Genomic DNA, 21518 nt, shown 5'->3' with positions numbered 1-21518 from the left:
TCACCTTTTTCTCGCCACGTAGCGCTGCTATGGGACTCTAAAAACGTTTCGCCAGAACCCTTTCTGTTCAATTTTCGCTAGCAAAAACGAAATTTAAACATGCTCTAGTCGGATGTACACCCTAAAGTATATTTTTATATCCACATTCCCAATACCTGGCTACAGATTATTAATGCTGGTTTTTTCGGGGTCGCAACGTCCATACAAAGCTGTCATTTCGTACAGGTGTTTTATCTGCTGCTGGCCAAACTGGTTTTTCTGCAGGCGCCACTCCCAATTGCCTTTTGATGTAGAGGGTATGTTCATCACAGCGTCGGCACCCAGTCGCAGCACATCCTGCACCGGAAGTATAGCCAGTTGGGCTACAGAGCCCAGTGCCAGGTGCATCATTACATCGGCTACGTTGTTTGCGTTAAGCTTGTGGTTACTGTATTCACTCAGCCTGTGCTTGTCTTCTTTGCTGGCCACTTTTTCGTACCAGCCACGGGTGGTGGTGTTATCGTGGGTGCCAGTGTATACAATACTGTTTACCGTATGGTTGTGCGGTGCATAGGGGTTCGTAGAGATATCATCCCCAAAGGCAAACAGCAGTACCAGCATGCCCGGCAGGTCAAACTTATGCATCAGGTCGCGTACCGGCTGGTCTATCTCGCCGAGGTCTTCGGCAATAATAGGCATTGGGTGATGCTTTTCTTTGATTAGCTTTAAAATCTCCATTCCCGGACTTTTAACCCACTTGCCGTTTATCGCAGTTTTCTCATCGGCAGGTACTTCCCAATAGGCAGAAAATGCACGGAAATGATCTAAGCGAAGTAAACCGAAGAGTTGCAGGTTGTGTTCGATGCGCTGCAGCCACCAGTCAAAATTATGTTTTTCCAGCGCCTCCCAGTCAAAAACAGGTGTGCCCCATAACTGGCCAGTTTTGCTGAAGTAATCAGGCGGCACACCAGAAACAGCCAGTGGTTTGCCATCTCTGTCCAGCTTAAAGTATTTAGGGTGCGCCCACACATCGGCGCTGTCGTGGCTAACGTAAAAGGGCATGTCTCCTAAAAAAGTTATTCCTTTTTTGTTCGCGTAATCTTTTAACTTTTGCCACTGCCTGTAAACCAGAAACTGCAGGTATTCCTCAAATTCTATTTGTTCGTCTAGGTCCTCGTCCAGTTCCTGCATGGCCTCTTTCTCACGAAACTTAATCGCATCGGGCCACTCTACCCAGCTTTTATGGGAAAAATGTATTTTGTAGGCAGCGAAACGGGCAAAGTCGTCGAGCCAGCTGCGATGCGTTTTCTGAAACAGCGTAAAATCTTTCCAGATGGTATCCGGCAGTTCGGACTTAAAGAAGTGGTAAGACTTTTTCAGGAGGGTAACTTTATACTTTACCACTGCTTTGTAATCTACACGATTTTCTGAAAAAGTCTTGTCTGTTTCTAGGTCTTTATCATGCAAAAGGCCATCTTTCACCAAAAGCTCTGGGCTGATGAGTAAAGGGTTACCTGCAAATGCTGAGTGGCTGCTGTAGGGCGAGTTGCCGTACTCATGCTCGGTAGGGTTTAGTGGCAGAATCTGCCAGTAACGCTGGCCTGCCTCCACCAGCAAATCGCAGAAGTTATAGGCTTCCGGACCGAGGTCGCCGATACCAAAACGGGATGGGAGAGAGGTAATGTGAAGTAGCAAACCGCTGCTGCGCTTAGGTATGATCATGATGCTGATGCCGTTAAAAAGACTACCGGGAAAGTTTTGAATAGCTCTGCCAAAGGAATTGTTCCGTTGCCCTGCCAGGTGTCTTTGCCAAATACAAAGTCCCACTGTGATGGTGCATTTTCTGGCAACTCAATGGCTGTGTCTTGCCATACTTCGGTGCCAAGCGGAAGGTTGCCTTCTGTAACAAGTTTAGTAAGCAGTAGCGGCACTACCACTACAGCCCATTGCGTTTGGTAATGGCGGGCAAAAGCCAGCGCATGGTTTTTATACTTACCTGTAACGGTTAGCGGAATATATTCTCCGTTGCTAAAAAGCTGTTGCAGGTTGCGCCTTGTATTAAGTGCCTTGTAAATCAAGTATAACTTAACCTGGCCGCTTTCCCAGTCGTGCATTAGTTCGCGGTGCAGTTCGTAGCTGTTCTGGTTTTCCTGTTGCCGGATGCGCAGCAGGTAATGCTGCCGTAGCCGGTAATCCACAGGCCGACGGTTGTCGGGGTCTACCAGGCTAAGGTCCCAAAGTTCGGTGCCCTGGTAAATATCGGGTACGCCGGGGCAGGTAATCTTCAGCAGCGTCTGGCAAAGGGCGTAAATCCAGCCGTAATGTGCTATTTTTCGAAAGAACGGCAGGAACGAATCCATAAATTCAGGATCCTGTTGCAGCAGATGTTTTACAAGTTCCTTAACAGCGTTTTCGTAAGGTTCGTTAGGCTCGGCCCAGTCTGTTTTAACCTTCGCTTCCCGAAAGGCTTTTTCAAGGTAGGTCTGCAAACGATCAACCAGTTTATAGCCTGCCTCGCCCTCCGATGGCAGCACGCCCAGTATCGTCTGGAAAATAAAGTACAGGTCGTTTTCGGTTGGCTTGGAAGTATACTTCCTGCTGATTTTTATCCAACGCTGTACATGTTCTTCCCACTCTTCTGGCAACTCGCTAAGTACGTTAAGCCGCATGCGGGCACCTTCGCCGCGCTTGGTATCGTGGGTAGCGGTGGCATTTAATGAGTGCGGATATACCCTTTGCCGGTACAGCATGCGCTCATGAAACTCGTCTGTTTCCAGGTGAAAAATGTCCGGACTGTTCCCCACTTCGTTCAGCGATATCAGGCGGTTGTAGTTGTAGAAGGTAGTATCTTCCACACCTTTGGCTGCCAACGGCCCAGTAAACTGCTGGCTGCGCATTACAAAGTATAACTTATGGTGCCTAGTGTCTGCAGTATCCTCGGGTGTCAGGGTAAACAAAGTATAAAGATGCTTTAACTCTGTCTTTAGTTTAGAGGCCTGCTCATATGCCTCGTTAAAAGCTCTGTCTATCACCTCCATCTCGTGGCCAGATAGCGGCAGGCGGTTGCCATAGATACAGTATACAGGAAAAGCTGCGAGCAAAACAGCCAGTGCCTCACGCCATACTTCTGTATTATCCAACGGAATAAGTTGGCGTTCGTGCAATACGCGCAGCAGGTTGTCCAGTTCACCCTGCATGTAACTTTTAAGGATGAACATTTTCTTGTTGTACACCAACTGCTCGTAGTTTGTAGGCGCGTTGGGTACCAGCCTACGGTAAATCTCGGTTAGTTTGCGGCGGCCGCTGCCAGACGTATACAGGTTGCTTACCCAGGCCAGAAAATCATAGCCACTGTTCCCCTGTATCGGCCATCGCTCCGGAAGCTGTTCTTCGCCTTCCAGTATTTTCTCTACAATAATATACTTATCCGGTCCGGCGAGTGCGCGTAAACGTTTCAGGTAAGTACTGGGGTCGAACAGGCCATCCACATGGTCTACGCGCAGGCCCTGCACGTAATTGTTATGGCAAAGCTGCTGTATAAACTGGTGATACTGCTCAAACACATCCTGGTTTTCCATGCGCAGGCAGATCAGGTCGTTTACCGTGAAAAAACGCCGGTAGTTAATCTTGTTCTCTGTTTCCTTCCAGTGGCAAAGTATAAAATGCTGCTGGACCAGCAACTGCCTTAGCTGTTCATCGTCTTTGTTTATTTGCCCGATCACCTCATCCAGCGCATTTCGCAGCAGCTCTGTAGTATAAAGTTTCTTCTTGTAATTTGTCCAGGAGGCTGGGTTAATCGTTTCCTCTTCCTCGAAGCGCTGCAACTCACCCAGAAACTGACCGGCCAGCGGAGTAACACCCGGCTCACTGGAGCTTTTGAGCGCTTGCTGCAGTAAAGTATGGTAGCTTGCCAGGCTTAGCAGGTATTCATTCTCAAAGTATTTTATCTTTAATCCTGCTTCGCTTAGCTCAAGTTTTAGCTGTTTTTCTTCCAGTACCTTCTCCAGCGTATCACCTAAAAAAGGCACCATTATCTGCCCGGCAAAGTCAGGGTGCTTAAAATCGATGTCGAAGAAAGTATAAAAGCCAGACTGGGGGCCTTTCTCCAAAACATCCATCAGCCATACATTTTCATGATGATAGGCCATGTGGTTGGGCACGATATCCTGTAGCCACCCCATGCCCCTGCTTTTTAGCTCTTGAGCTATTTCCTTTAGTTCTTTCTGCGTACCAACCGCAGGGTTAATGTTGTATGGTGCAGTAACATCATACCCGTGCTCACTGCCAGGCCGGGCACAGAAAACGGGGGCAGCATAAATGGTGCTTACGCCTAACTCGTGCAAGTAAGGCAGCAAGTGCAGCGTTTGTTTTAATGTGAATGCAGGCGATAACTGCAACCGATACGTAGCCGACGGAATGTATGCCATGCTTATACTTTCAGGTTAAGGTTATCGTAAAGTTTCTCGAACTTCTGGCACCAGTCAGCAGCTTCTTTGTCTCCATTCTCGCTACGTTGTTTCAGGTCCATGTAACCATTTTGCTGCATGTAGAACGCAATGTTCTGAGCCTGCCAATAATCTGCATCCAGTTTAGATCCTTCCAATACATCCAGCAGTTCTATGAGTAGGTTCATGGTATCCATATCCTTTGGCTCTCTTTGGATCTTCTCCATCATATCATCCACGCGTTTTGTAACTGCAAACTCAAGTTGGCTGTAGTTTAGCCTCACGCGCATGCGTTTCACCTCTTCCAGCAGCCTTTGTATTTCTGTTGGGTTTGGTGTGTCGCTTTCAAACTCACGCAGAAGCTTAGTGTTTACAATGTAGTCTACTGTTGTTTGCAATGGGCGCGGCAGTTTCATGCCAATGGTTTTCATGGCCGAAATAAGTGGGTAGTTGTTATCGTAGAGCTGCTGGAAATCATTTTCTACACCCTGCATGGTGGTGGCCAGCACCTGATCGAGAATTCTTTTCTGATCATCTTTAAACAAGTGCCAGAAGGAATAACTATGCGACTCAAAGTGCTTATCCAACAACATAATCACTTCACTTACATTGCCTTTTTCAAAAGCTGACTTCAATTCTTCTTTCATACTTTCATAGCTGTCAGCGTTCATAAATTCGCGCACACCGCCAAACAACTGATGGTCACCGAGGTGAAGTGCTGCAAAGGATATGGTTACTTCTTCCCAGGTAATTTTCGATTTTATAGTAGCACGCCCGGTTAATAGCTTTTGCTTTCCAGCCTCATATAGTTCGTATGCCTCTGAGGTTGCCTTAAAGCTGTACAAATCATGTTCGTTGCCAGTCTGGTTTTGGAAAAGCGAGGAGATAGCATAGTGTGCACCTACGCGCAACAGGTCGATTATGGTTGGGGCCACGTACCTGCGGTAAGCTTTAGCGGCGTTGCCCTGGTCTTTCAGGTTGCTCTTCGCTTTTTCTAACAGTTCCAGGAATGTTTGTTCATAATCGTGTCCGCTGATCTCTTTGGCGAGTTGTAAGGCACGGGCAGCATAGAATACATCCTGCATTGTTTCTATACCAGTGATCTCATCAAAAAACCAGCCGCAGCTTGTGTAAATAAGCAGGGCATGGTATTGCATTTCCATCAGCTTCAGGAACCGTATTTTTTCCTCCTTGCTTAGTTCTTTGGAAGTATGGCTTCTGATAAAATTTTCCACGTTTTCTTCAGAGCGGTCCATGATCACCTGGATATAATCATTGCGGGCTGCCCACGGGTCTGCGCCCAGTGCTCCTAACTCCTTAGCGTAAAGCGGGGCCAGTTCCTCTCTTAGCCAGTCAAAAGCTTCCCGAAGTGGTTTCCGCCACTCCTGGTTCCAGTTAGCGTGTCCGCCTGTATTACAGCCACAATTGCTGCGCCAGCGCTCCACACCATGGGCACAACTCCACGAGGTAGCCTCGATTATCTGTGCCTCATAGGTTGGGGGGTGTTTCTCGAGGTATTCGCCGTAAACAGTTATCTGTGCCAGTTCTTTTTCCTGGATGTGGTGGATGGCGTAAGATAGCGCCATTTCCCCGAACCGGTGGTGGTGGCCATAGGTCTCCCCGTCGGTAGCGATGTGCATTAGTTGCGGTTCTTTGCTTTTCTCATCCAGAGCACCCACTAACCTGTTAGCCAACGACTCACCGCTGTTCAGCAGCTTCTCGAACGCAATGCCCTGCGAAACCGGCGCATCATAAAAGAACAAAACGATCTCTTTACCTGAAGGCAACTTGCATAAGTATGGTCTTCGTGGGTTTATATTGGCTCCTTCAGCATTTTGCCACTCTTTGTCACCGATCTTACGAAACTGCTTTGCCTGGTAAGGAGAGAGTATGGTAAATTTTATACCATGGTCTGCCAGCACTTCCAGGGTGGGGGTGTCGGCAGCGGTTTCGGCCAGCCACATGCCTTCCGGGTCTCGGCCAAAGCGTTTCTTAAAGTCATAAATTCCCCAGATCACCTGCGTGTGCTTGTCGCGCTCATTTGCCAGGGGCATAATTATGTGGTTATATACCTGTGCCAGCGCAGACCCGTGACCGGAGAAATGCTCCATACTTTGCTTATCGGCCTCTAAAATAGACAGGTACGTTTCCGGCTCTTTTTTCTGCATCCACTCCAGCAGGGTAGGACCGAAGTTAAAGCTCATTTTGCTGTAATTGTTCGTGATATCTACAATCCTGTCCTTTTCATCTAAAATGCGGGAGGCGGAGTTGCGGGCATAGCACTCGTCGGTAATGCGTTCGTTCCAGTCGTGGTACGGTGCAGCAGACTCCTGCAGTTCTACTTCGTTTAACCATGGGTTATCGCGCGGCGGCTGATAAAAGTGCCCATGTATGCAAATATATTTGTTCATACTATTTCTGTTCCTGAAGTATAAGTATAGATTCGGCTGGAAGTGTTACCTCGCTTTGCCCCTGTAGTTCCTGCGGCAACTCATGCCCCGGGCCACCCCACATAGGGTCAGCGGAGGATAGCAGTACTATCCAGTTTCCTTTAAAATTTTCCTGATTGAGTTTTACTTTTTTGGGTGCGGTACTTATGTTAAATAAGCAGTATGTATACGGCGGTTTCGAGAAATGGATAAGGTGCAGTACCTTTTCGTGTTCGTCCATGTAAGCCTGCACCTTGTTTTTGTCAGGTGTGGAAAGGGCAGGGGACGACTTCCGGAGCAGGATCAGGCGTTTGTAAAACTCACGCAGGTGCAGCTGCCTCTTTCCGGAAGTATAACTGTGTTGCAGCCTGGATTTTTTGAATGTGTCTTCACTTTGCGGGTCGGGTGCCTCACCCTGCCAGGCAAACGACGAGAACTCTTCACGACGACCTTTGCGCACTGCCTCTATCAGGTCTTTGTCGCTGTGGCTCACAAAGTATAAAAACGGATTCTCCTCGCCATACTCTTCACCCATAAACAGCATAGGCAGGTAAGGAGAGAGTATAACTAATCCGGCCACCACCTTCAGCATCTCATAGCTTACCAATTGCGTAAGCCGCTCACCGAGCATGCGGTTGCCTACCTGGTCGTGGTTTTGGGAACAAACCACAAACTGGTGCGCCGGATTGTGTACCGTAGAGCTGCCAAAGGTGCGCTTCCGGTGTTCGGAATACAAACCATCGTACACAAAGGCGTGTGTCATTACTTTAGCCAGCTGTTCTGCTGTGCCAAATCCAACATAATAGCCATCCTGCTCGCCGGTTACCATCGCATGAACTACATGATGAAAGTCGTCGTTCCACTGTGCAGCAAGGCCATAACCGCCCCTTTCCACAGGATTTATCAGGCGTACGTCATTCAGGTCACTTTCAGCTATAAGTATAAACTGCCGCCCTTCCTTTTCATCCAGCTCGTGCACATGCTCCTGCAGCTCCTGCAAAAAATGCCTGGCGCTATTGTCGAAAATGGCATGTACAGCGTCCAGCCGAAGCGCGTCAATATGATAATCCCTGAACCACATCAGTGCATTCTGGAAAAAGAAGTTGCGCACCGGGTCGGAATAGGCATCGTCGTAATTTATAGCCTCGCCCCATGGGGTGTTATACTTGTTTGTGAAGTATGGGCCAAAGTCGCGGAGGTAGTTGCCTTCCGGACCAAGGTGATTGTACACAACATCAAGTACAACTGCCATGCCTTGTGTGTGGCAGGCGTTTACCAGTTTTTTAAGGCCTTCCGGGCCGCCGTAGGAGTTCTGCACCGCATAGGGGTAAACACCATCGTAACCCCAGTTGCGGCTACCGGGGAACTGTGCCACAGGCATAAGCTCAATGGCTGTAATGCCCAGGTTTTTAAGCTGCGGCAGCTTCTCAATAACTCCCTCGAAGGTGCCTTCCTCTGAAAACGTTCCCACATGCAGCTCGTAAATGATATACTGCTGCAGTGGTATACTTTTCCATTTTGTGTCTGTCCAGGCAAAAGCGGTGTGGTCCGTTACTTCTGATGCTTTGTGCACACCATCCGGCTGGTAAAGCGAAGCGGGGTCTGGCCTTTCTTTATCGTTATCCAGCACAAAAGTATAGCGCGTACCAGGCACAGCCTCTTCGGCCAGTGCTGTCCAGTACCCAAAAGCCTCGCGCTGCAGAGGTATCAGTTTATCTTTTGACAGGTGCAGCTTTACTTTTACATCTTCTGCGTTCGGTGCCCACACAGTAAACACTGTTCCTACACCGGGATTATACTTTGCTCCAATTTCTCTCAGAATAGACATACATGCACGATATTTTACAGCAGGTATTAACTCGCATTCAGGGTAATAAGTTGTAGATTTTTAGCAAAGGCTAAGGTATGTTAAGTGTAGCGCAGCAAGTGTGTTTACAAGTGCATACGGTGCGGTTACGTAGCATCAGGTATGATTTAGAATATTGTCCGTAACCTATTTTTTTGAGTGTAGTAACTAGATAACTTAAGAATGTCTTACTGCATGGAAGGATTACAAGGAACTAATCGTGTTATCATAGAGAATGTAAAACCGCAAATTAACTGTGGTAGATACCCCGCCAAACGGGTTGTGGGTGAAAAGCTAACTGTTACAGCTGATGTTTTTGCCGATGGGCACGACGAAGTAAAAGCCCAACTTGTTTACAGGCATGTCCGGAAAAAGAAGTGGGAAGAGGTACCCATGAAGTTTCTGGGCAACGATCATTGGGAAGCTTCTTTTACGCCGGACGCGATGGGCCGCTACGAGTATACCATTCAGGGGTGGATAGACCATTTCTATTCCTGGCAAAAGGGACTGAAGAAAAAGTATGAAGCTAACCAGGATATAAGTGTAGAGCTGTTGATAGGTGCGCAGCACCTTGAAAATGCAGCTGCCACCGCCAAGCCAGGCCAACAGAAACGGCTTCGGAAATGGGCTGATCAATTACAGAATGTTACCTCTGTTGCAGATGCCGTAAACCTGGTAACCGGCCCCGATGTTAGCGACCTGATGCATGCCTGCTGCGAACGTACCAATGTGAGTACCTATGATAAAATCCTGCAACTGGATGTAGAACGGCAAAAAGCACTTTTCAGCACCTGGTACGAGTTCTTTCCGAGGTCTGCAGCGCAGGAAGGCGACCGCCATGGTACGTTTAAAGATGCAGCGCGTTTATTGCCTCGTGTAGCCGAGATGGGCTTTGATACGATCTATCTGCCGCCGATACACCCCATTGGCCGCGCCTTCCGGAAGGGCAAGAACAACTCTGTAACCTCAGAACCCGGGGAGCCAGGGTCGCCGTGGGCAATTGGAGGGGCAGAAGGTGGCCATGATGCCATATTACCAGAGTTAGGCACTTTAGAGGACTTCCGGGAATTTGTACAACAGGCAAGAGAGTATGGCATAGAGATAGCCCTTGATTTTGCCATCCAGTGCTCTCCGGACCATCCCTATGTAAAAGAACATCCGCAGTGGTTTAAATGGCGACCCGATGGTACGGTACAATATGCCGAGAACCCACCCAAGAAATACCAGGATGTGCTGCCCGTAAATTTTGAGACCCAGGACTGGCAAAACCTCTGGAAAGAGCTAAGACGTGTGCTGCTGCACTGGATAGACCAGGGCGTATTTATTTTCAGGGTAGATAATCCGCATACCAAGGCCTTTGCGTTTTGGGAATGGGTAATTGCTGATATCCATAGAAACCACCCGCAGGTGATCTTTTTATCAGAGGCATTTACAAGGCCGCGTGTGATGGAACGCCTGGCAAAAATAGGGTTTACGCAAACCTATACGTACTACACCTGGCGCAATACTGCAGAAGAGCTGCGCCAGTACATGACCGAGCTTACCCAAACGGAACTGCGTGAATATTACCGCCCTAACTTCTGGCCCAATACGCCGGATATTAACCCGGTTGCACTGCAAGAGGGAGGCGAGCCGGCACATATTACCCGTGTGGTAATGGCGGCCACCATGTCATCTAACTACGGTTTGTACGGCCCGGTTTACGAGTTTGGTATTGCCACGCCTGTGCCTGGCAAGGAAGAGTACCTCGACTCTGAAAAGTATGAAGTAAAGCACTGGGATTGGGGTAAGATGACCAAGATCCGTGAGGTGATCACGCTCATCAACAAGATCCGGAAAGTAAACCCTGCCTTACAAACCACCTGGAACATTGCTTTTGGCGATACCGATAACAGCCAGATACTTTGCTATGCCAAATGGAGCGACGACTTTAAGAACAAGATGCTGATGGTAGTGAACCTTGACCCGCATAACACGCAGGCCGGTTGGGTAAAGGTACCGCTCTCACAACTTAAGATGGAAATGGGGCAGCACTACCTGGTGCACGACCTGCTTACAGAACGCAAGTATACCTGGCACGACGAATGGAATTTTGTGGAGCTGAGACCGCACGACATGCCGGTGCACGTATTCCGTATAGAAGTGGCAAACCCCGGCATGGGGCACGATAATTTAGACGATACCTGGTTACCAACCGATCACCTTACAAACGAATAAACAAAACCACCCTGTACCAACATTATGGCAGACGAAAAATTCGAACTAGACGACAACATTCATTGGTATAAAGACGCCATCATATACGAGCTCCACATCAAGGCATTTAAAGATGGCAGCGGCGACGGCATCGGCGATTTTAAAGGCCTGATGCAAAAACTGGATTACCTCGAGGATTTAGGGGTAACGGCTATCTGGCTCCTGCCTTTTTATCCGTCGCCACTCCGAGACGACGGTTACGACATTGCCGACTACCTGAGCATAAATCCGAACTACGGTAACATGCAGGATTTTAAGGCTTTTGTGAGGGAAGCCCACCGTCGTGGATTAAAAGTTATCACAGAGCTTGTTATTAACCATACATCCGACCAGCACCCCTGGTTCCAGCGGGCACGCCGTGCTAAAAAGGGCTCCAAGTACAGAGACTGGTATGTATGGAGCGACGACCCGAACAAGTATAAGGATGTACGCATCATCTTTACCGATTACGAACCCAGCAACTGGACCTGGGACCCGGTGGCAGAGCAGTACTACTGGCACCGCTTTTTCTCGCACCAACCCGACCTGAACTACGACAACCCTGCTGTGCAGAAGGAAGTGTTCAAGGTGCTGGACTACTGGTTTGACTTAGGCGTAGATGGGTTCCGTCTGGATGCTGTGCCATACTTATTTGAACGGGAAGGCACCAATGGAGAAAATCTGCCTGAAACGCACGATTTCCTGAAAAAGCTGCGCGCGCATGTAGATAAAAAGCATACAGGTAAGCTGCTGCTGGCAGAGGCTAACATGTGGCCGGAAGATTCTGCGTCATACTTTGGAGACGGAGACGAGTGCCACATGAACTACCATTTCCCGATCATGCCGCGCCTGTTCATGTCTGTGAAGATGGAAGACCGCTATCCGATCATCGACATCTTTAACCAGACACCTGCCATACCTGAAAGCTGCCAGTGGGCCATGTTTTTGCGCAACCACGATGAGTTAACGCTTGAGATGGTAACCGACGAGGAGCGCGACTACATGTATAAAGTATACACCAAAGACCCGCAGGCCCGCATTAACTTAGGTATACGTCACCGCCTGGCACCACTGCTAGGCAACGATCGTGTTAAGATAGAGTTAATGAACATCCTGCTGTTCTCTTTGCGTGGAACGCCAGTGGTATATTATGGCGATGAGATTGGCATGGGCGATAACTATTACCTGGGTGACCGTGACGGCGTGCGAACCCCAATGCAGTGGAACGACAACCGCAATGCAGGTTTTTCGGATGCCAACCCGCAGAAGTTATACTTGCCGGTTATTATAGACCCGGAGTATAAGTATGAGTCTGTAAATGTGGAAACACAGAACCACAATGCCAACTCGCTGCTCTGGTGGATGCGCCGCACCATAAACATGCGTAAGCGCTACAAAGCCTTTGGCCGCGGAAGTATAAAGTTTCTTTCTCCGGCAAACTCCAAAGTGCTGGCCTTTATACGGGAGTATGAAGACGAAACTATACTTGTAATTGCTAACCTGTCGCGTTTTCCGGAGGCTGTGGAGCTTGATCTGCATGAGTATAAAGGCTATGTGCCGGTAGAGGTGTTCAGTAAAAACAAGTTTCCGGGTATTAAAGATGAGCCATATCTGTTCACGATTGGCGGACATGGCTACTACTGGATGGAGCTTAAACCACAGGAAGCGGCCCAGGAAACATCTGAGCAACAAAGCCGCCCAGCCTACCAGGTAAGCTCCTTTAAACAGGCACTGGATAACCAAACGGTTAAACTACTGGAGAACAAAGTGCTGCCATCGTACATACTACAGCGCCGCTGGTTTGGTGGTAAAGCCCGCACAGTGCAGCGTATGCAGATCATTAACAATCTGCCCATGCCTTTTGATCGTCAGGCGGCCTCCCTGCTATTGATAGAAGTAAGCTACAACGAAGGGTTGCCAGAACTATACCAGTTGCCTGTTGCATTTGCACCCGGAGAGCAAGCCGATGAAATAAGCAATGCCAGTCCTACAGCGGTAATAGCCCGTGTAATGCAGGACAGCAAAGAAGGCATACTGTATGATGCCCTGTTTAGTGAAGAGTACCGGCAGATGCTGCTGCAGCTGCTTGCAAAACGTAAACGCTTGAAAGCAGATGGCGCAGAACTTGTCGGCTTCAGCCATCGGGGGGTGAACTCTGCTATCAACGAAGCAGGAGGCAATCTTACTTCCAGGATATTGTCTGCCGAGCAAAGCAACACTTCCATCGTTTATAATAATACCTTCTTCCTGAAAGTGTACCGTAAACTAGACCGCATCATTAACCCAGACGTGGAGGTAGTGCAATTGCTTACGGAAACTGTTGGATTTGAGCATGTGCCCCGCTTTTTAGGTGCCCTGGAAGAGCATGAGCCTGGCAAAGCTCCTATGGTGCTGATGATGTTGCAGGAACTGGTCCCTAACCAGGGGGATGCCTGGAGTTATGTAGGCGATTCGCTCAAGCGTATGTTTGAGCGTATCCGAACGCAAGCCGACAGAGTAAAAGTAAAGGCTGGGCAGGGTACTCTATCCAGACCGCTGGCTTTTACCGATATACCCGATGAGATACAGATGCAGTTGGGCGGTGCCCACGTAGAGCGTATCGAACTGCTGGGCCAGCGCACCGCCGAAATGCATCTGGCGCTAAGTAACATACATGATAACAAAGACTTTGCGCCAGACAATTTCTCGCTTCATTATCAGCGCTCTTTGTACTCCTCGCTTATTTCGCTGGTGCGCGTAAACTTCGACAGCCTTGCCAAGCACCTGAATAATTTGCCGGATCATGTTCGCCCTGAGGCAGAGGAAGTACTGCAGATGCGCAGTGAGGTACTGGAAAGGCTTAAGCTGATTTTTTCTCGCAAAATAGACACCCTCAAAATCAGAACCCATGGAGATTACCACTTGGGGCAGGTCTTGTTTACAGGTAAGGATTTCTACATCATAGATTTTGAAGGCGAACCGGCCCGTTCGTTTAGCGAGCGCAGGTTAAAACGTTCTGCCCTACGCGATGTAGCCGGCATGATTCGGTCTTTCCACTATGCTGCTTACAGTGCATACTTTCAGCAGGAGGGTTTGAGAAAAGAAGATGCAACTTACCTGGAGGCATGGGCGGAACAATGGTACCACTACGCCAGTAATTTCTTTATGCACACTTACCTGGGCAAAACCATGGGAACCGGGGTGGTGCCGCCAAACGAAGAGGACTTTGAAGTACTTATCCAGACATTTTTACTGGAGAAGGCGATATATGAACTTGGATATGAACTAAACAACCGTCCGGATTGGGTGCTTATCCCGATCAGAGGCATTAAATATATCATGAGGAAGTATAGTAATGGCTAAGAAGAAAGCAGACACAGCAACCGAGACAGGAAATATAAATACTACCAATGCAGCTGGCGCATCGGAGAAGAAACCGGCTACACGCAAAAAGAAAGAAGACACTCCGCTGGCGGAAATGGGAGCCCCTGTAACAGAATCAGAAGCTAAGAAAACGACTAAAATCAAAGCAACAAAAGAGAAGAGCAGTACAATTAAGGCAACCAAGAGCAGTAAAGCCAGCACTTCTGCGAAAGATGTGAAGGTGCCTGTTGCAGCAGGAGAGGGTGTGGTTCAAAAGCCCAAACTAAAGCAAAGTAGTACGGATAAAGCTAAAGCCGGCACTGCAAAAAAGAGTGAGGGGGCCAAAACGGCAAAGTCAAAATCAACAGGAAAAAAAGCAACTGTACCAGCCACAGCTATGCCAGAAGAGGTAGTTCCATTACAGGCTGAATCGCCGATGCAGGTACAGGAAAAAAGAGCTGTTTACCCGGTTAGCCAACTTACAGAGTTTGATGTGTACTTGTTTAAAGAAGGCAAGCACTACCAGCTCTACCAGAAATTAGGCTCACACCAAATGGAACATGCCGGGCAGCAAGGTACATACTTTGCCGTGTGGGCACCAAATGCAGAGCAGGTAGCTGTCATGGGCGACTTTAATGAGTGGAGCCGTGATAGCCACCAGTTGTATGTACGCCACGATGGCTCTGGTATTTGGGAAGGTTTTATTCCGGAAGTTACAAAGGGCATGCTGTACAAGTACCACATCAAGTCTATGTACAATATGTACCAGGTAGACAAGAGTGACCCCTTTGCCTTTGCCCGTGAAGTACCGCCACAGACGGCCTCTGTTGTAAATAACCTGGACTACCAATGGCAGGACGAAACCTGGATGCAACACCGCAAAAGTATGGAAGGGCAGCCACAGCCTTACAGCATCTATGAACTGCACGTGGGCTCCTGGCGACGCAAAGCGGAAGATAACAACAGGCCTTTAACTTACCGCGAACTGGCCGAAGAACTACCGGCTTATGTGCAAAGTATGGGTTTTACGCATGTGGAGCTCATGCCTATTATGTTTCACCCGTTCAGTGGCTCGTGGGGATACCAGGTTACTGGCTATTTTGCAGCAGCGAGCAACTATGGCTCACCCCAGGACCTTATGCACCTCATTGATGTGCTGCACCAGCATAGCATCGGCGTTATACTTGACTGGGTACCTTCGCACTTCCCGTCAGATGAGCATGGTTTAGCATACTTTGATGGCACACACTTATTTGAGCACGCCGATCCGCGCAAAGGCTACCACCCCGACTGGAATAGTTACATCTTTAACTATGGCCGCAACGAGGTACGCTCTTTCCTGATCAGCAATGCACTTTTCTGGCTCGATAAATACCATGCTGATGGTTTACGGGTAGATGCAGTTGCCTCCATGTTATACTTAGACTACAGCCGCAAAGAAGGAGAGTGGATACCAAACGAGTATGGAGGCCGCGAAAACCTGGAGGCCATCTCTTTCCTGAAGGAGTTTAACCAGGCAGTGCACCAGCAATTCCCGGATGTTCAGACCATTGCAGAAGAATCGACGGCGTGGCCTGCGGTTACGGGTAAAATAGATACCGGTGGCCTGGGCTTTAATATGAAGTGGATGATGGGTTGGATGCACGATACACTGCACTACTTCTCTAAGGATCCGATCTACCGCCGCCATCATCAGGGGGAAATAACCTTTAGTATGGTATATGCTTTTACAGAAAGGTTTATGCTGCCTTTGTCTCATGATGAGGTGGTACACGGCAAAGGAGCACTACTTCGTAAAATGCCCGGCGACGAATGGCAGCAATTTGCCAACCTGCGCGCCCTTTACGCTTGCATGTATGCCCACCCTGGCGCAAAACTGTTATTTATGGGAGGAGAGCTAGGCCAGACAAGCGAATGGAACCACGACAGCAGCCTGGATTGGCATCTACTGCAATATGGCTTTCATCAGGGCTTACAGGAAACGCTTCGCGACCTGAACGCCATATATAAAGCAGAGCCGGCACTTTATGCCCGGTCCTTTGAGCCGGAAGGTTTTGAGTGGGTTGATTTCCAGGATGCGCATAATTCAGTTATCAGCTTTATGCGGAAAGGTACCACACCAATGGAGGAGCTACTGGTAGTTTGTAACCTGACGCCTGCTTTGCACGAGCATTACAAGTTAGGTGTGCCACACCTTGGTGAGTATGTACAGGTGTTCAACAGCGACGATGGCCGTTATGGTGGCAGCAACGTGCAAAATGCCGGATCACTGCAGGCTGTGCCGGAGCCTTATCATGGACGCGACAACTCTATCACTTTAAAATTGCCTCCGCTGGGAGTGGTGTATTTTAAGTTTAGGAAGTAGAGAAGTAAAGAGGTAGAAAGGCAGAAATTACCTCATGTAAAAGACGCAACATTTTGCGTCTTTTACATTTTACATTGTAAGAAACTCTGCCGCGAGTTTAGCATGAGTGTAACTTGCGGCTATGCATGAGGCCAGTTTGTAAAGGCTTTCTGCGTGAGCAGAAAAGTATACTTTGAGAGATTTATACTTTTGAAGATTCCCCTCTTGAGAGGGGTTGGGGTGTGGTATAATTTATCGGATTTATACTTTAATGCATATTTCAAGGTATAAAGTATAGCCAAGGCCTTTAATTTTGCTTCTCCGAAGCAAAGCAGTTTCAAACTGCTGCCAAACATAGCCACAAGTTACGCTCACGCTAAACTCGCGGCAGGGGATAGGTCATGAAGTAAAAAGACGCAAAATATTGCGTCTCTATATTGCTACTTCACTACTTTAAATCATTTTCCCTTACGCAGCGGGAACAGTTTGCGGAAATCCAGACGACTGGTTGGTTCGCTCTTAGGTAAATCAAACTCAGAAACTGAGCGTACATCCTCTACAGAATAAAAAGCCTGTGGATTATAGTCCCTTATAATATCGATGACCTTGTCTAGTTTTTTGCGTTTCACGATCAGGAAAAGCAGGTTTACTTTGCCCCTGGTGCCCCTGGCATCGATGCAGGTGAGCCGGTAGCCATGGCCTTTCAGGCGATCTATCAGTTTATCGGCCGGCTCAACGGTAATTACGCGTACTACCATTTGCCCCAGTGCCAGTTTCTGCTCTACACGCAGGCCCAGGAAGTTTCCGGTTGCAAAGCCGCCGGCCCAGGCAAGGTAAGAGGCCACATTGTTTAGGTTCTCCATTACCTGTGTTATAGCTACAAGCCAGATAAGTACCTCCAGGAAACCCAGTATGGGAGCAATGATCTTGTCGCCTTTTGAGATGAAAACTATACGCAGGGTGCCTAAAGTCACATCGCAAATGCGGGCCAGAAAGATGAGCACGGGAATAATGACCCATTCAACTATGGCTGGATCTATGCCTTCAAATAAATTCATGTATACTGCTTAATTAAAGTCAGGGTGATTATACTTTCAAGTTAAGGATGTTTTGGTAAAGTATGCAAAGCAGGGTTGGTAAATTCGGTTCTTAACTTTGGTAACGATTCCGGATAATTTTGCTGAATAAACTGCACCAGTTTTTCCCGCACCAGGCAACGTAGGTCCCAGGCAGCACCTGAATTATTCGCACTCATGAGGGCACGCAGTTCCAGTGTGCGTTCTTTCGAGTCTGTTACCTGTAGCACTGCCACCTGTTTGTTCCATAGTTCGGTACCGGCAAGTATAACGTCAAACTCTTTCCGGAGTGCCTCGATGGGTATGGTGTAGTCGGTGTAAAGGTATACTGTTGCCAAAATGTCGGATCCGGTGCGGGTCCAGTTCTGGAAGGGTTGGTCTATAAAGTAATTTAGCGGTAAAATAAGGCGGCGGTTATCCCAGAGCCTCAACACCACATATGTTAATGTAATCTCTTCAACGCGGCCAAATTCATTTTCTACAACCAGCACATCATCCAGGCGAATGGGTTGTGTAAAGGCTATCTGTAGTCCCGCCAGTAGGTTAGCAATAGATTTTTGAGCAGCAATACCCACTACAATACCCACCACACCGGCAGATGTCAGCAAACCTGTTCCTAACTTCCGAACTGCATCAAAACTTAGCAAAATCATTGAAAGGGCTATAAAAGCTACCAACAGAATGGTTATTTTCCTGATAAATTGCAGTTGAGTAAAAAGCTTACGTTCCCTGTAATTGTCAGCCTTGTCTATCTGGTATTTTTGTCTTACTATGTCCCTTCCCACATTGGTTAGTTTGATCAAAGCCCAGGCAAAAACCAGAATGTCAAGTACCTCTATCACACGCTTTAATATATAAATCGTTTTATCAGAGTAAGGCAGTAGAGGTATCGAAATTGAAAGGAAAAGTAATGGTATAAGAAACGAAAGCGGTTGGTTTAAGTGCTTCGTGAGTGAACGTACCAGCAGCGGGTTTTCCTGTTTGTTATAAATGCTCAGCAATTTAAACAAGATGAGCTTTAAAACTATGCCTGTTACCAGGGCAAGCAATATAATGCCAAGACCCAGGGCAAAATCATCAAGTTGGTAAATAAATTCAGAAATTTTGTTCATGTAATCTTGTACAGCGTTTAATAATCACAGCTATTCAGTAAGCTCCGGCACCATCTTTACCTGCCATAAGCTTACCTTTTTAAAGGGATTGAGGTTGTGTTTTAGGTAAAAGCCAGTGTTATCAGGGTTGATGCGCGTTTATTTATAGTTAATCTTCTATATATAGAAAACGCTTATTACATGCTTTCCGTACTAAATAAAAGTTAAACGCTAATACAGAAACTTACTTCAAAATATAGCTTAGCAGTTACCTGCACCCCAACTGTTTAAGCAATTTTTTATTTATAAGGCTTACATGGCAAAACTGATCATTGTATCAAACAGACTTCCCGTAAAACTCCAGGAAAAGGAGGGCGAACTACAATTTAAAACAAGTGAGGGCGGGCTGGCTACAGGCTTAGGTTCTATTTATAAGCAAGACGACAACTTGTGGATAGGATGGCCGGGACAGGTAGTGGAGGAGGAAGACAAGCAGCAGCAGGTTATCACTGAACTGCGCAAAGAGAGTATGTCTCCTGTTTTTCTGAGCGAAGCCGAAATTAAAGAGTATTACGAGGGATTTAGCAACGAAACCCTTTGGCCAACCTTCCATTATTTCACGCAATATGCCGTGTATGATCAGCAAAACTGGGAGACTTATGAAAAAGTTAACCAGAAATTTTGTGATGAGATTCTAAAGCTGGCTAACCCCGACGATACGATATGGGTGCATGATTACCAGTTGCTATTACTGCCCTCTATGCTGCGTGAGAAGCTTCCCGACAGTACCATTGGCTTTTTTCAGCATATTCCGTTCCCAAGTTACGAGGTGTTCAGACTATTGCCCTGGCGAAAAGAACTATTGGAAGGAATGCTGGGTTCCGACCTGGTGGGCTTTCATACATACGATGATATGCGCCACTTCCTGAGTTCTGTAAACCGGCTGGTGGGGTACGGAAGCATGCACGGATGGATAAATACTGGCACACGTTCTTTGTTGGTCGATTCGTTTCCGATGGGGATCGACTATGAAAAGTATGCACAGACAGCTGCATCGGAAGAGGTTGAAAAACGTGAACGAATTTACCGCAGCAACCTGAAAGCTAATAAGCTGATCATCTCTATTGATAGGCTGGATTACTCTAAAGGGATACCAAAACGCCTGGAGGCCTTCGAAAAATTTCTGGAGAAATACCCCGAATTTCATGACAAAGTAACCCTGGTGATGCTGGTAGTGCCAAGTCGCGACGAGGTGGAAAAGTATAAAGAGCTGAAAGAGGAGGTAGACGAGATGGTGGGCCGTATTAACGGAAAGTATAGCCACATAGATTGGAACCCCATCCAGTATTTTTACCGCTCATACCCACTCGAGACACTATCTGCATTCTACCGCATGGCCGACATAGCCCTTGTTACACCTATGCGCGACGGCATGAACCTGGTATGTAAAGAGTATGTGGCCAGCAAGCACGATCAGACGGGAGTGCTTATACTCAGTGAGATGGCCGGTGCGTCTAAAGAGCTTTCGGATGCCTTGCTAATCAACCCAAATGATATAAACCAAATGGTGGAGGCACTTCATCAGGCGCTTGTAATGCCGGTGGAGGAGCAGAAAATTCACATGAAAAGTATGCAGGAGTCCATCAAACGATATAACATCCACCATTGGGTGTCAATGTTTATGGACAGGCTGTCCTATGTGAAGATCAAGCAGCTTTCGATGGCAACCAGTTACCTGGACAACGCTACATTCCAGGAGCTTATGCATTCGTATGCTTCTGCCAGTTCTCGTTTGTTCTTCCTGGAGTACGATGGTGCTTTAATCGATTACACTAACAGGCCGTTAATGGCAAATCCATCGGATGAATTGATAGAACTACTGGACAGACTAGGCAGTGATCCTAAAAATAAGGTAGTGGTAGTCAGCAGCCGCGACAAAGACAACATGGAAGACTGGCTAGGCCACCTGAATATCGATATTATTGCAGAGCACGGTGTCTGGATAAAACAGAAAAGTGCCGGTTGGCAAACTGTTCTGAGCTTAATGGACGACTGGAAAAGCGACATACGTCTGATTCTGGAACTTTACGTAGACCGTACCCCAGGCTCATTTATAGAGGAGAAAGATTACTCGCTGGTATGGCATTACCGCAAAGTAGAAACCGGCCTTGGCGAACTCCGTGCCCGTGAACTGGTTAGCCACCTTAATTTTTTAGCTACAAACAGTAATCTGCAGGTGCTGGACGGGCAGATGGCTGTAGAGGTAAAAGCGCAGGAGATCAACAAAGGCAAAGCAGCAAGTTACTGGCTGGGCAAATACCCACATAAGTTTGTGCTAGCCATCGGAGACGACTGGGGTGACGAAGACATCTTTAAAGCCATGCCACGCGAAGCCTATACGGTTAAGATCGGAAATGGCAGCTCTATAGCCAAGTATCATTTAGATACTTGCCAGGAAGCCCGTTGGATGCTTTCAAAACTTGTACGCCAGGCCAGTTCTGAGCAGGCTACCGATGCGATGATGACGGGTTAGATTAGACCTGTAAAGTATAAAGTATAAAGTATAAAAGCCGCTGCAAAACGATTGCAGCGGCTTTTATACTTTTGGTTGCATACCTAAGTAGATAACTATTTTTTTTTGCTGCTCTCTCGGACTTCTTTGTCCGAAAGCTTTCTAACGGGGACTTCCTAGTCCGCATCAGGCAGAGTTCCGGACAGGGATGTCCGGAAT

Annotated in this window: 11 protein-coding genes; 4 read left to right on the top strand and 7 right to left on the bottom strand. The window is 47.6% G+C overall.

The window, feature by feature from the left end; translation table 11 throughout:
• Nucleotides 1-159: 159 nt before the first annotated feature.
• Genes malQ through treZ form a run of 4 tightly spaced genes read right to left on the bottom strand, consistent with a single transcriptional unit; the run spans nt 160 to nt 8681 of the window.
• Nucleotides 160-1701 carry a 4-alpha-glucanotransferase gene (gene malQ / locus K0O23_RS12805; protein ID WP_219877825.1) on the bottom strand — a complete coding sequence of 514 codons (1542 nt, stop codon included), beginning with the start codon at nt 1699-1701 and terminating at the stop codon, nt 160-162.
• Nucleotides 1698-4406: a malto-oligosyltrehalose synthase gene (gene treY, locus K0O23_RS12800; RefSeq protein ID WP_219877824.1), complete on the bottom strand. Its 2709-nt coding sequence runs from the start codon at nt 4404-4406 to the stop codon at nt 1698-1700. Before treY ends, malQ begins: the two co-directional genes overlap by 4 nt.
• Before the next feature lie 2 nt (nt 4407-4408).
• Nucleotides 4409-6835: a DUF3536 domain-containing protein gene (locus tag K0O23_RS12795; RefSeq protein ID WP_219877823.1), complete on the bottom strand. Its 2427-nt coding sequence runs from the start codon at nt 6833-6835 to the stop codon at nt 4409-4411.
• A gap of 1 nt (nt 6836) precedes the next feature.
• Nucleotides 6837-8681 carry a malto-oligosyltrehalose trehalohydrolase gene (treZ, locus tag K0O23_RS12790; RefSeq protein WP_219877822.1) on the bottom strand — a complete coding sequence of 615 codons (1845 nt, stop codon included), beginning with the start codon at nt 8679-8681 and terminating at the stop codon, nt 6837-6839.
• 213 nt (nt 8682-8894) lie between these two features.
• Here treZ and K0O23_RS12785 point away from each other — a divergent pair, with 213 nt between their 5' ends.
• The 3 genes from K0O23_RS12785 to glgB are packed head-to-tail and all read left to right on the top strand — an operon-like array spanning nt 8895 to nt 16641.
• Nucleotides 8895-10916 (top strand): alpha-1,4-glucan--maltose-1-phosphate maltosyltransferase, encoded by a 2022-nt coding sequence (locus K0O23_RS12785; protein ID WP_219877821.1) that lies wholly within the window; start codon nt 8895-8897, stop codon nt 10914-10916.
• Between the two features lie 24 nt (nt 10917-10940).
• Nucleotides 10941-14276, top strand: coding sequence for a maltose alpha-D-glucosyltransferase (treS, locus tag K0O23_RS12780; protein ID WP_219877820.1), 3336 nt, complete (start codon nt 10941-10943; stop codon nt 14274-14276).
• The gene (gene glgB, locus K0O23_RS12775) at nt 14269-16641 is read left to right on the top strand and encodes a 1,4-alpha-glucan branching protein GlgB (RefSeq protein WP_394371708.1); all 2373 of its coding nucleotides are present in this window, start codon (nt 14269-14271) and stop codon (nt 16639-16641) included. Before treS ends, glgB begins: the two co-directional genes overlap by 8 nt.
• 119 nt (nt 16642-16760) lie before the next feature.
• On the opposite strand, the gene K0O23_RS12770 is transcribed toward glgB, so the two are convergent.
• The 3 genes from K0O23_RS12770 to K0O23_RS12760 all read right to left on the bottom strand — a co-directional run bounded on the left by K0O23_RS12770 (nt 16761) and on the right by K0O23_RS12760 (nt 18808).
• Nucleotides 16761-16904: a hypothetical protein gene (locus K0O23_RS12770; protein WP_219877819.1), complete on the bottom strand. Its 144-nt coding sequence runs from the start codon at nt 16902-16904 to the stop codon at nt 16761-16763.
• A 174-nt stretch (nt 16905-17078) separates the two neighbouring features.
• Nucleotides 17079-17678: a DUF2179 domain-containing protein gene (locus K0O23_RS12765; RefSeq protein WP_219877818.1), complete on the bottom strand. Its 600-nt coding sequence runs from the start codon at nt 17676-17678 to the stop codon at nt 17079-17081.
• A 41-nt stretch (nt 17679-17719) separates the two neighbouring features.
• The gene (locus tag K0O23_RS12760; RefSeq protein WP_219877817.1) at nt 17720-18808 is read right to left on the bottom strand and encodes a mechanosensitive ion channel family protein; all 1089 of its coding nucleotides are present in this window, start codon (nt 18806-18808) and stop codon (nt 17720-17722) included.
• 295 nt (nt 18809-19103) lie between these two features.
• Between K0O23_RS12760 and K0O23_RS12755 the strand changes: the two genes are divergently transcribed.
• The gene (locus K0O23_RS12755; protein WP_219877816.1) at nt 19104-21320 is read left to right on the top strand and encodes a bifunctional alpha,alpha-trehalose-phosphate synthase (UDP-forming)/trehalose-phosphatase; all 2217 of its coding nucleotides are present in this window, start codon (nt 19104-19106) and stop codon (nt 21318-21320) included.
• Nucleotides 21321-21518 lie beyond the last annotated feature (198 nt).

The sequence above is a fragment of the Pontibacter aydingkolensis genome (genome assembly GCF_019443125.1).
GTDB lineage: Bacteria > Bacteroidota > Bacteroidia > Cytophagales > Hymenobacteraceae > Pontibacter > Pontibacter aydingkolensis.
This window is presented reverse-complemented; position numbering and strand designations above follow the sequence as displayed.

Coding starts and splice junctions, on each gene's coding strand:
- malQ (WP_219877825.1), bottom strand. CDS start 1,701: ATGATCATACCTAAGCGCAGCAGCGGTTTGCTACTTCACATTACCTCT.
- treY (WP_219877824.1), bottom strand. CDS start 4,406: ATGGCATACATTCCGTCGGCTACGTATCGGTTGCAGTTATCGCCTGCA.
- K0O23_RS12795 (WP_219877823.1), bottom strand. CDS start 6,835: ATGAACAAATATATTTGCATACATGGGCACTTTTATCAGCCGCCGCGC.
- treZ (WP_219877822.1), bottom strand. CDS start 8,681: ATGTCTATTCTGAGAGAAATTGGAGCAAAGTATAATCCCGGTGTAGGA.
- K0O23_RS12785 (WP_219877821.1), top strand. CDS start 8,895: ATGGAAGGATTACAAGGAACTAATCGTGTTATCATAGAGAATGTAAAA.
- treS (WP_219877820.1), top strand. CDS start 10,941: ATGGCAGACGAAAAATTCGAACTAGACGACAACATTCATTGGTATAAA.
- glgB (WP_394371708.1), top strand. CDS start 14,269: ATGGCTAAGAAGAAAGCAGACACAGCAACCGAGACAGGAAATATAAAT.
- K0O23_RS12765 (WP_219877818.1), bottom strand. CDS start 17,678: ATGAATTTATTTGAAGGCATAGATCCAGCCATAGTTGAATGGGTCATT.
- K0O23_RS12760 (WP_219877817.1), bottom strand. CDS start 18,808: ATGAACAAAATTTCTGAATTTATTTACCAACTTGATGATTTTGCCCTG.
- K0O23_RS12755 (WP_219877816.1), top strand. CDS start 19,104: ATGGCAAAACTGATCATTGTATCAAACAGACTTCCCGTAAAACTCCAG.